The 11,364-nt window shown below is 70.2% G+C and carries 8 protein-coding genes; all 8 read left to right on the forward strand.

Features of this window, described 5'->3' with window-relative positions; genetic code table 11:
• Positions 1 to 68: 68 nt before the first annotated feature.
• On the forward strand, positions 69 to 1,100 hold the full coding sequence (locus ACYQ78_RS23795) for an alpha/beta hydrolase (protein ID WP_459803102.1): 1,032 nt from the start codon (positions 69 to 71) through the stop codon (positions 1,098 to 1,100).
• A 61-nt stretch (positions 1,101 to 1,161) separates the two neighbouring features.
• Complete coding sequence (locus tag ACYQ78_RS23800; protein ID WP_459803103.1) at positions 1,162 to 2,937, forward strand: tetratricopeptide repeat protein; 1,776 nt, start codon at positions 1,162 to 1,164, stop codon at positions 2,935 to 2,937.
• A 55-nt stretch (positions 2,938 to 2,992) separates the two neighbouring features.
• Entirely contained in the window at positions 2,993 to 5,338 is a 2,346-nt protein-coding gene (locus tag ACYQ78_RS23805) for an AAA family ATPase (RefSeq protein WP_459803104.1), read from the forward strand.
• A 59-nt stretch (positions 5,339 to 5,397) separates the two neighbouring features.
• Positions 5,398 to 7,152: an ABC transporter substrate-binding protein gene (locus ACYQ78_RS23810; protein ID WP_459803105.1), complete on the forward strand. Its 1,755-nt coding sequence runs from the start codon at positions 5,398 to 5,400 to the stop codon at positions 7,150 to 7,152.
• Positions 7,149 to 8,078 carry an ABC transporter ATP-binding protein gene (locus ACYQ78_RS23815; RefSeq protein WP_459803106.1) on the forward strand — a complete coding sequence of 310 codons (930 nt, stop codon included), beginning with the start codon at positions 7,149 to 7,151 and terminating at the stop codon, positions 8,076 to 8,078. Before ACYQ78_RS23810 ends, ACYQ78_RS23815 begins: the two co-directional genes overlap by 4 nt.
• Positions 8,079 to 8,186: 108 nt before the next feature.
• The gene (locus ACYQ78_RS23820; protein WP_459803107.1) at positions 8,187 to 9,170 is read left to right on the forward strand and encodes an ABC transporter ATP-binding protein; all 984 of its coding nucleotides are present in this window, start codon (positions 8,187 to 8,189) and stop codon (positions 9,168 to 9,170) included.
• Positions 9,171 to 9,450: 280 nt separating this feature from the next.
• On the forward strand, positions 9,451 to 10,371 hold the full coding sequence (locus ACYQ78_RS23825) for an ABC transporter permease (protein ID WP_459803108.1): 921 nt from the start codon (positions 9,451 to 9,453) through the stop codon (positions 10,369 to 10,371).
• 3 nt (positions 10,372 to 10,374) lie between these two features.
• Positions 10,375 to 11,328 carry an ABC transporter permease gene (locus ACYQ78_RS23830; RefSeq protein WP_459803109.1) on the forward strand — a complete coding sequence of 318 codons (954 nt, stop codon included), beginning with the start codon at positions 10,375 to 10,377 and terminating at the stop codon, positions 11,326 to 11,328.
• The last annotated feature ends 36 nt before the right edge of the window (positions 11,329 to 11,364 follow it).

The raw sequence follows: 11,364 nt of genomic DNA on the forward strand, positions 1-11,364 counted from the left end.
CGCGCAGCCTAGGCGATGCCCCGAAGATCACTCAGCCTGTTGGCAAGTCCCGTCATAGTGTGATGAGCATGCTGCCCTGGAATGCAGAGATGTCCGGACGCGTCGACCAGACGACCGTGGTCAGCGAGGTCCTGCGCGACAACCCCCTCGGCGACCCGCACGAGCGCCCGCTGTGGGTCTACCTCCCGCCCGGCTACGACGACGGCACCGCCGCGTACCCGACGATCTATGTCATCCAGGGATATTCGGGCCAGGTCGTGATGTGGGGGAACCGCCAGCCGTGGCGCCGCACCTACCCCGAACTGCTCGACCGCCTCTTCGCCGACGGCGAGGCGCCCCCGGCCGTCGTCGTCTTCGCCGACGCCTGGACCCGCCTCGGCGGCAGCCAGTTCGTCGACTCGCACGGCCACGGGGCCTACCACTCGTACCTCTGCGACGAGGTCGTCCCGTTCGTCGACAAGCACTACCGCACGCTCGCCGCGCGCGAGCACCGCGCGATCACCGGCAAGTCCAGCGGCGGCTACGGCGCCATGGTCACCCCGATGCTCCGCCCCGACCTGTTCGGCGCGCTGGCCACCCACGCGGGCGACGCCCTGTTCGAGGTGCTCTACCCGCGCGAGTTCGTGTCGGCCGCCCGGGTGCTGCGCGAGGAGTACGACGGCTCCTGGCCGCGGTTCCTCGACCGCTTCCACGCCACCGGCGGCCGCTGCCCCGGCAGCGACCTCATCCTCCTGTACGGCAACGCCGCCTCCTACTCGGCCAACCCCGACGGCTCGGTTGACATCCCCTTCGACACGCTCGGCCGATTGGTTCCGGACGTGTGGTCGAGGTGGCTGGAATATGACCCCGTCGTGATGGCGCGTTCGCACGGCGAAGCGCTGCGAAGCCTCCACGGCCTCTGGATCGACGCCGGAAAAAGCGACGAATATTACCTCGATCTGGGCGCCACGGCCTTCCGCGACGAGGTCGAGAAAGCCGGGGTACCGGCGGAGAACGTGTTCTTCGAGCTCTTCGAGGGAACCCACGCGAACCTTGAACACCGCTACCTCATGGCCGTCAAGTGGTTGGCCCGGCGCTTGACTCCGGCGCCACCTCTCTAGAGAGATAGAGGTGTATTGCGGGCCCTAGCCACGCCGAGCCCGGCCACCAGATCATTCGGGGGTGGGGAGCGATGCCGGAGATCGGGAACCCGAGGTGCCGCCCCCCAGCGACCGCGCCGACCCCCGGGCCTGGTGTGGGGTCGCGGCGGCACGACTGCGCCGCGATCAGCCCGAGGAGGCGCTGGAGGCCGCTCGTCAGGCGGTGGATCGTGATCCACACGGCGAGTGGGGGCATCGCCTGGCGAGCCTCTCCCTCGAACGTCTCGGCCGCGACTCCGAGGCGGTCGCGTCGGCCCAGGAGGCCGTCCGGCTCGCGCCGGGCTCCTGGGCCGCGCGGCTGAGGCTGGCCGGGGCGCTGCGGCGGCTCCCGGCCCGCTGGCGGGAGGCCCGCGACGAGGTCCGTCTCGCCGTCCGCTACGCCCCCGAGCAGCCCGGCCCCCACGCACTGGCGGGTGACCTGGCGCTCGTCCGGGGCGACCACGAGTCGGCCGCCGCGAGCTACCGCGCGGCGCTGCGGCGCGACCCGGCCCAGCCGGGGGCCCGCGTCAACCTGGGTCTCACGTTCCTGCGCTGGGACCGGCACCGCGACCACCACGACCCGGCCTGGGACGCCGACCCGCGCGACACCGGCCGGGCCCGCCGCGCCCTGGAGACCTGGTCGCGCCGCATCCGATTACTCCTGGCCCTCGCCCTGGTGGCCGTGTCGGTCGCCGGGCTGGGGTTCGACCTCCACGACGAGGCGAAGATCGCCGGATACGCCGTGCTCGCGGCGGTCGCGGTGATCACCTATCGGCACGTCGCGAAGATCACCGTGTGGCCGCTGGTCCCGGCCATGCTCGGGCGCGACCTCTGGCTGAGCGTGTCGGTGACCGTCGCCGTGATGACCGTGGCCGCCTACGCGATCGGGGTGGCCGGGATGCCTGCCCTGGAGATCACCCTGACCGCGTCGTTCCTGGCCCCGGCGACCGGGGGAGAGTGGGCGGGCGCGCTCGGGTTCGTGCTGTTCAACGGGCCCGCCGTCGCCGCCCTGCGGCTGCTGCTGGAGGCGTGGCGTGGGCATCCGATCAGGGCGCTCGCGCAGTTCGCGCGGGTGCCCGGAGACGCCGTCGCCTGGCGCGACACCGACGTGACGCTGTGGGTGATCGCCGGGCGGGCCTGGTGGGTGACGCTCGCCATCGGCCTCATCCCCTGGCCCTTTCTGGGGATCACCGCGCTGGCGGTGCCGGTCGGGCTCGCCTTGGCCGGGCGGCGCACCCGGCCGTGGCCGGTGCTGCGCCGCGACCGGTGGCTGGGCCTGGCGTTCGCGCTGCTGGTGGTCGCCGCCGTCTGCTTCGCCGTCGCGGGCGCCGACCCCGATCTGACCCGCGCCTGGCAGGGCGGCTGGGCCGCGCTCGCCGGTGTCGCCGCCGCGTTCACGATCAGAGGCGCGACGGCCTGGTGGCGCGGCGCCCCCGGGCCGACCCGCGCGTCGCTGCTGCCGCGCGGCCATCCCCCCGCCGACCTCGGCCCGTCGTCGGGCCTCACCAACGAGGTGCGCCACGCCGCCACCTTCTCCAGAAGCGTCGTCCTCTCGTACGCCGGTCCTTCCGGGCCCCGCTCGGTCGCGGTCAGCGCGGTGACCTCCGTCAGCCCGTCGGGCGAGATGCGCGTCATCGCGGGAGACGAGGCGTGGGAGGCGGTGGAGCGCGATCCGCGTGTGTCGGTGTTCGTCGGCGACCCCCGTTTCTGGGCCGAAGTGCGCGGTGTCGCCATCGCCGACAACGACGTTCTGAGGATCACCCCGCGTGAGGTTCTGGTCCGGGAATATCCCGGCCGCCACCAGGCTCGCACGCGCTAGGTCCACCCATTCGCCTTTCCCGTGCGGTATAACCGGTGCGGACCGGGGAGGCAGGATGCGGGAGGACGGCCGAGCCCGCCCCACGGGGCGATTGGCTGCGAGAAACGCTTTCGAGCAGGCGCGACAGCGCTATTTCGCTCTTCCTCCGGTCGCGCGAAGAGTCATTTTCGGCGTGTTACTGGTCGGGTCGATAGCGATGGGCGCCGGCTTCGGCTGGGACCTGATGCAGACCTTTTTCCTATCGCTGTCCGTTCTGGGATTCCTCGTTCTCGCCCTGCATTTCCCTCGCGGGGCGGCGACGCTTCTCGTGGTCGCGGCCTGGTCGCTGGTCTGCCCTTTCGTGATGGTCGTGGCCAACAGCCAGGCGATCGGCAACATCCTGCTGTTCCCGCTGTGGCTGCTCGGCTTCGTGGTCGCCGGGCTCGCCCATCTCATCCGGTGGGTGCCGCCGTGGCTGACCACCGCCCTCGCGCTGGGCGCGGCGGCCGTCGCGGGCATGCTGCTCCGGCTGGCCGGTGACCTGCCCGCGCTCTACGGCGCCTACGGCGCGGCCACCGTCGTGCTGGTCTGGCGGTTCGTGCTGGCCAGGCAGGCCAAGGCGCGGCAGGCGCCGCCCGAGGCGCAGGCCCAGCAGCGGGTGCGCGCGGGCGGTCCGCCGCCCCATCCCCACGTCCAGGGAGAGCAGAACCGCCCCCCGCAGATCACCGTCGAGCAGGCCCTCGCCCAGCTCGAAGGCATGATCGGCCTCGAACCCGTCAAAGAGCAGGTCCGCTCGATAGCGGCCTCCATCGAGGCGGCCAGGCTCCGCCGCGAGGCCGGGCTGACCTCCGACGCGCCGATGCGCCACTTCGTCTTCGTCGGGCCCCCCGGCACTGGCAAGACCAGCGTCGCCCGCAGCCTCGCCTCGATCTTCTACGCCTTCGGCCTGCTGGAGACCCCCTACGTCGTCGAGGCCCAGCGCGCCGACCTGGTCGGTGAGTTCCTCGGTGCGACGGCCATCAAGACCAACGAGCTCATCGACCGCGCTCTCGGCGGGGTGCTGTTCATCGACGAGGCCTACGCGCTCATCAACTCGGGCGACGGCCAGACCGACCGGTTCGGCCAGGAAGCAGTGCAGACCCTCCTGAAGCGGGCCGAAGACGACCGCGAACGCCTGATCATCATCCTGGCCGGATACGAGAAGGAGATGGGCACCTTCCTCGCCTCCAACCCGGGTCTGTCCAGCCGCTTCTCCACCCGGGTCCGGTTTCCCAGCTACGGCCCGGCCGAGCTGCTGGAGATCACCGAGGCCCTCCAGGCCAAGCGCGGCGACCAGCTCGACGCGGGCGCCCGGCCGGTGCTGCTGGGCCTGTTCGACGACGTCCACCGGCGTGGGCTCGTCGACGAACTGGGCAACGCCCGGTTCGCGCGCAGTGTCGTGGAGGCCGCCGCGCAGGCGCGGGACGTGCGGGTGATCAGCGTCGGGGGCGCGCCCCGGGGCGAAGACCTGGTGACGACCACGGCGTCCGACGTGAGCAAGGCGTTCAGCGAGATCACCGCGCGGTTCCGCGGCTACCAGGCCACCCCCACGCTGGCCGAGGCGCTGGCCGACCTCGACCGCATGGCCGGGCTCGAACCGGTGAAGCGGCAGGTCAGGGCGATCACGGCGCAGCTGCGGGTGGCGCGGATGCGTGAGGAGCAGGGGCTTCCCGTCCAGTCGCAGACGCGGCACTTCGTGTTCGTCGGGCCGCCCGGCACCGGCAAGACCAGCGTGGCCCGGATCATCGGGCGGATCTTCTCCGCCCTCGGCCTGCTGGCCCGGCCCGATGTGGTCGAGGCGTCGCGGCCCGATCTCGTCGGGCAGCACCTCGGCGCGACCGCGATCAAGACCAACGAACTGGTCGACCGCGCTCTCGGCGGGGTGCTGTTCATCGACGAGGCGTACGGCCTGGTCAACTCGGGCTACCAGGGTGGCGACGCGTTCGGGGCGGAAGCCGTACAGACACTCTTGAAAAGGGCGGAAGACGACCGCGACCGGCTCGTCATCATCCTCGCGGGCTATGAGCGGGAGATGGACACCCTGCTGGCCACCAACCCCGGGCTCGGCAGCCGGTTCAACAGCCGGGTCGTGTTCCCGAGCTACTCGCCGCAGGAGCTCGCCGAGATCGCCGAGATGACCGCCGCCGACGCCGGCGACCGCTTCGACGCCGCCGCCCAGCGCGACCTGCGCGACGTGTTCGGCTACGTCTGCCAGGAACGCCTCATCGACGGCCTCGGCAACGGCCGCTTCGCCCGGTCGCTCTACGAGCGGGCCGCCATGCGGCGCGACGTGCGGCTGGCCGCCCTCGGCAGCGCGAGCGCGACCGAGCTCACCACCATCACCAGCGACGACGTGCAGTCGGCGGTCGACGAGCTGTCCTGACCGACACCTGGCACGGGTTTTGCGGGTCCATCGGTGGCGTGATCACATGATGGTGGACCATGAGGAAACGCGCCGGTCTGCTGGTCCCGGTCCTCGCCATGGCCCTGTCCGGCCTGTCCGCCTGCGGCGGCGGTGAGACGAGGGCGACCGGAAGCGGCCCCCAGAAGGGCGGCATGCTCAAGGTCGTCGGCTCCGGCGACGTCGACCATCTCGACCCCTCGTCGTCCTACACGGTCGTCGCCTACAACCTCGGCCGCACCTGGACCCGCCAGCTCGTCACCTATCCGGCCGGGAACGGCATCTCGGTGGCCGGAGCGGTCGTCCCCGACGTCGCCACGAAGCTGCCGGAGATCAGCGCCGACGGGAAGACGTACACCTTCACGCTCCGCCCCGACGTCGTGTGGAACACCGACCCGCCGCGCCCGATCGAGGCCGCCGACTTCGAACGCGGGCTGAAGCGGCTGGCCAACCCGGTGCAGCCGTCCGGTGGCATCTCCTACTACACGCAGACCATCGAGGGGTTCCAGGAGTTCTTCACCGCCTTCCAGAAGCAGCCGAAGACGGCCGACGGAATGGCGAAGTTCATGAGGGCGACCCCGATCAAGGGCGTGCAGGTCGTGGACCCGAGGACGCTCCGGATCACGCTCACCGCCCCCGCCAGCGACTTCCTCAACATCATGGCCCTTGGCTTCGCGTCGGCGGCGCCGGTCGAATACGAGAGGTACGTCCCCGACGGGCCCGAGTTCCGGCAGAACACCATCTCCGCCGGGCCGTACCAGATCACCACCTATTTCGCCGGCCGGCAGATCATGCTGGAACACAATCCCGTGTGGCGGCAGTCGAGTGATCCGGTACGTCACCGGTGGGTCGACCGCATCCTCGTGACCCTCGGCCAGGACAGTCCCGATGTCGTACAGCAGCAGCTTGAGGCCAATGTCGCCGACCTGTCGTGGGACCAGCCGGTGCCGACCTCGGCCATCCCGCGCCTGACCGGGAACCCGGCCTACAAGGTCTACGAGGGGTCGACGCTGAACCCGTTCCTGTCGTTCAACATGCAGAGCCCCAACAACAACCGCGCGCTCGCCAACGTGAAGGTCCGCCAGGCGATCAACTACGCAGTCAACAAGGCGGCCATCGCCCAGATCTACGGCGGCCCGAAGATCAACACTGTCTTGGACGGCGCGATCCCGCCCGGTTCCATCGGGTACGACGCCACGGTGCGCCCCTACGCCACTGCCGGTGGGCGTGGGGACGTGACCCGCTGCAAGGCGCTCCTGGCCGAGGCCGGGGTCGCGAACCTGAGCCTGCAATTTCCCTACCGGACCAACGGCAACCACCCGAAGGTCGCCCAGTCGATCGCCGGCGACCTGACCAAATGCGGCATCACGACCCAGCTCATCCCGACCGCCCCGGACGACTTCTACGGGCGGTATCTGTCGAGCGTCCAGAAGAGCCGCGAGGGCAAGTGGGACATCGGCGCGCCCGGCTGGATCCCCGACTGGTACGGCAACAACGCCCGCTCGATCGTGGTGCCGCTGTTCGACGGCCGGAACTACACCGAGGGCTCGACCAACTACGGCGACTACAACGACCCCGCCGTCAACGACCTCATCACCCGAGCCCTGACCGAACCCGAGGCCGGGGCGGCCGAGGCGCTGTGGCGCCAGACCAACGCGCGCATCATGGCCGACGCGCCGATCGTGCCGCTGACCTCGCAGAACGTGCCCATCTTCCACTCGTCGCGGGTGCGGAACGCGATCTACACGCCGCTGACGCAGCAGTTCGACTACACCCAGCTGTGGCTGGCCTCATGAGCCTTCTCGAAGTCTCGGGGCTGCGGGTGACCTTCTCGACGCCCGACGGGGATCTGCAGGCGGTGCGCGGGGTGTCGTTCGAGGTCGAGGCCGGGCGGACGCTGGGGGTGGTCGGCGAGTCGGGCTCCGGGAAGAGCGTCTCGGTCCAGGCGCTACTCGGCCTGATCCCCGGCGCGAGGGTCGAGGGCTCCGCCCTGTTCGACGGCGAGCAGCTGATCGGGATGCCCGCCGAGAAGCTGCGGCGGATCCGTGGCGCGCGGATCGGGATGGTGTTCCAGGACCCGTTGTCGAGCCTGCACCCGATGTACTCGGTGGGGCGGCAGATTGCCGAGGCGGTGCTGGTGCACCGGCGCGTGTCCAAAGATCAGGCGTGGGCGGTGGCGCGGGAACGGCTCGAACAGGTCGGCATCCCCGCGGTCCGGGTCCGCGACTACCCGCACCAGTTCTCCGGGGGCATGCGGCAACGCGTGATGATCGCGATGGCGATGGCCCTGGACCCCGAACTGATCATCGCCGACGAACCGACGACGGCGCTCGACGCGACGGTCCGGGCGCAGATCCTGGAACTGCTCGGGCGGCTGGGCTGCGCGTTGATCATCATCACCCACGACCTGGGCGTGATCGCCGACATGGCTGATGAGGTCATGGTCATGTACGCCGGGAAACCGGTCGAGAAGGCCGAACGCCGGGCGTTGTTCCGCGACCCGCGCCATCCCTACACGCGGGGCCTGCTGAACTCCCTGCCGCAGGGGAAAGAGCGGTTGCAGCCCATCGCGGGACGGCCGCCCAGCCTGCTCAGCCCTCCGACGGGCTGCTCTTTTCATCCCCGCTGCCCGGTGCGCATTCCCCGCTGCCCACTGGAGGAGCCCCCGATGCTCGGCCCGGAGGACCATCCGGACGCGTGCTGGCTGGAGGAGGGCCGATGAGCCGCCCGGTTGAGGATCGTTCGGCCGCCTGCCGACTGGAGGTGGCTTGATGAGCCTGTACCCGATTGAGGGGGCGCCGGTGTTCGAGACCGGGGACCCTGCCTCCGCGTGCTGGTCGGGGGTGTCGTGGTGAGCCTGCTCGACGTTTCTGACGTGCGGAAATACTTTCCGATCAAGTCGGGGATCTTCTTTCAGCGCGAGGTCGGCCGGGTGCACGCCGTCGACGGCGTCAGCCTGTCCGTCGAGGCGGGGGAGACGCTCGGCGTGGTGGGGGAGTCGGGGTGTGGCAAGTCGACGCTGGCCCGGTGCATGACCGGGCTGTACGAGGTCACGTCCGGAAAAATCACCTTCGACGGCGATGTGCGGCGTGATGTGCAGATGGTCTTCCAGGACCCGTACGGGTCGCTGAACCCCCGGCGCCGGATCGGGTCGATCATCGCCGACCCGCTGGTGATCCACCGCGAGGGGACTCCGTCGTCGCGGCGGGACCGGGTGCGGGAGCTGATGGCGCTCGTCGGGCTCAACCCCGAGCACTACAACCGCTTCCCCGCCGAGTTCTCCGGCGGCCAGCGGCAGCGGGTGGGCATCGCGCGGGCGCTCGCGCTCAACCCCCGGCTGGTCGTCTGCGACGAGCCCGTCTCCGCTCTGGACGTCTCCATCCAGGCCCAGGTCGTCAACCTGCTCAAAGACCTGCAGACCGACCTCGGGCTGACCTACGTCTTCATCGCCCACGACCTGTCGGTGGTGCGCTACGTCAGTGACCGCGTGGCGGTGATGTACCTCGGCAAGGTCGTCGAGATCGCACCGGGGGAGGAGCTCTACGAGCGCCCCCGGCACCCCTACACGGCGGCGCTGTTGTCGGCCGCCTCGGTCGCCGACCCGGACCGTCAGCGGGATCGCGTGGTGCTGCGCGGCGACGTGCCGTCTCCGATCTCACCGCCGTCGGGCTGCCGCTTCCACCCGCGCTGCCCGAAGGCCCAGGAGCGCTGCACGGTCGAAGAACCCCGGCTGCTCGGCGACGGCCACAAGTGGGCCTGCCACTTTCCGCTCGAACCCGGCGAACGCCTGCAGAGCCGAGAGGTGGGCGAATGACACGCGGTTTTCCCCAGGGCGTGGTCGCCCGGCCCGAAAATGTCGGCCGGGCGGGAGACGCTGGTGCAACCCAGGGAGGGTGGGACGCCTCCCGGCAAGCGGTGGCCCGGCAAGCGGTGGCCCGGTATGCGGTGACCCGACGCTCCAACGCCTGCTCGCCCGAGCTCCATTTGGTCCTGCGTCCATCAGGCCGGGCTGCGATCGGGCTGAGTGTCTCGCCGAGGGTGGTCGCCAGGCCGACGCGCATGCCAGACGGGCCCATCGTCGAGGGGAGGTCGGCGTGAGTCTTACCGATGCCGCGTTCGAGGCCGAGCCCGTTCATGCCGAGGTCGTGCACGGCAAGGGGCCGTGGCAGCTCGCCTGGGAGCGCCTTCGGCGGGACAAGGCCGCCGTCGTCTCCATGGTCGTGATTGTCCTGGTCGCGCTGCTGGCCATCCTCGCGCCACTCTTCGCGCTGATCACCGGGCACGACCCGCTGACGCAGTATCCGTCCACCGCGCTCACCCCAGAAGGGCTCCCGGTCGGCCCGGGGTCAGAGTTCTGGCTCGGGGCCGACAGTCTCGGCCGGGATCTGTTCGTGCGGCTCGCCTACGGTGCGCGGATCTCGCTGCTCGTCGGCCTGAGCGCCACCTTCCTGGCCACGTTGTTCGGGGTGGTCGTCGGGCTGCTCGCCGGATACTTCGGCGGCTGGGTCGACGGGGTCCTCGCCCGGGTGCTCGACGTCGTGCTGAGCTTCCCCTATCTGCTGGTCGCCATCGTCCTGGTCGCAGCCGTGGGAGCCTCCGTCCCGCTGACGATCTTCGTGATCGCGTTCTTCTCGTTCGCCGCGATGGCGCGCGTGGTCAGAGGCCAGACGATCGGCTACCGCGAGCGGGAGTTCACCGAGGCGGTCAGGTCGCTCGGCGCCTCACCGGTGCGGATCATGGTCATCGACGTGCTGCCCAACCTGGTCGCGCCCGTCACGGTCCTCGCGTCGCTGCTCATTCCGACCTCGATCGTCTTCGAGGCCACGCTCAGTTTCCTCGGGCTCGGGGTCGATCCTCGTACGCCCAGCTGGGGCGCCATCCTCGCCGACTCGACCGACTTCTACCGCGTCGCCCCGGGGCTGCTGATCTTCCCGGCCGTGTTGCTGCTGCTCACCACGCTCGCGTTCAACCTCCTCGGAGACGGCATCCGCGACGCGCTCGACCCCAAGAGGTGACCTGTGTGGCGCTTTCTCATCCGGCGGATCGTCTTCGGGATCGTCGTGCTGTGGCTGGTGGCGACGACCGTGTTCCTGCTGTTCTTCGCGGGTCCCGCCGACAACGTCGCGCGCCGGCTCGCGGGGCCACGCGCGCCGATCGAGGTCGTCGAGCAGATCAAGGACACGCTCGGGCTCGACCGGCCGCTGTTCACGCAGTACCTCGGGTTCCTCGGCAACCTGCTCCGAGGTGACCTCGGGACCTCCTTCATCAGCCAGACGCCCGTCTCCACACTGATCCTGCAGAGCCTGCCGGGCACGTTGTGGCTGGTCTTCGGGGCGGCGGTGCTGTGGATGATCATGGGGGTGGGCGGTGGGGTCATCTCCGCCACCAAGCCGCGCAGTTTCCGCGATCGCCTGCTGACCGTGCTCGTGCTGGCGGGGATCTCGCTCCCGACGTTCGTGCTCGGCATCCTGATGATCTATCTCGCGCTGTCGGTGTTCCCGGGGACGGGGCTCCAGCCCGGCCCGTACATCTCGCCGTTCGTCGACGTCGGGGCCTTCCTGTCGACCATGGTCATGCCGTGGATCTGCCTGGCCGTGGTCCAGGCGGCGGTCTACGTACGGCTCACCCGGGGCTCGATGCTCGACACGATGGGCGAGGACTACATCCGTACAGCGCGGGCCAAAGGGGTGCCCGAGCGGTCGGTCACCTATCGCCATGGCCTCCGGGCCGCGCTGACGCCCGTCATCACCCAGTTCGGGGTAGATGTCGGGACTCTCCTGGGTGGCGTGGTCGTCACCGAATCGGTCTTCGGATTGCAGGGCATCGGGCAGCTCATGATCCGGTCGGTGCGGGACGGTGACCTGCCCGTCATCATCGGCGCCGCCATTCTGGCCGCCGCTTTCATCGTGATCGCGAACATTCTCGTCGACGTGGCGTATTCGTTCCTCGATCCACGCGTTCGGCTCGCCTGATTTGATCACGCTCTGCCATTACTCTGTGACGCGAGG

Source organism: Herbidospora sp. RD11066 (genome assembly GCF_054661255.1).

What these genes read in the sequence shown, in the direction of transcription:
- ACYQ78_RS23795 (WP_459803102.1), top strand. Translation starts at nt 69, where the DNA reads ATGCTGCCCTGGAATGCAGAGATGTCCGGACGCGTCGACCAGACGACC.
- ACYQ78_RS23810 (WP_459803105.1), top strand. Translation starts at nt 5,398, where the DNA reads ATGAGGAAACGCGCCGGTCTGCTGGTCCCGGTCCTCGCCATGGCCCTG.
- ACYQ78_RS23805 (WP_459803104.1), top strand. Translation starts at nt 2,993, where the DNA reads ATGCGGGAGGACGGCCGAGCCCGCCCCACGGGGCGATTGGCTGCGAGA.
- ACYQ78_RS23815 (WP_459803106.1), top strand. Translation starts at nt 7,149, where the DNA reads ATGAGCCTTCTCGAAGTCTCGGGGCTGCGGGTGACCTTCTCGACGCCC.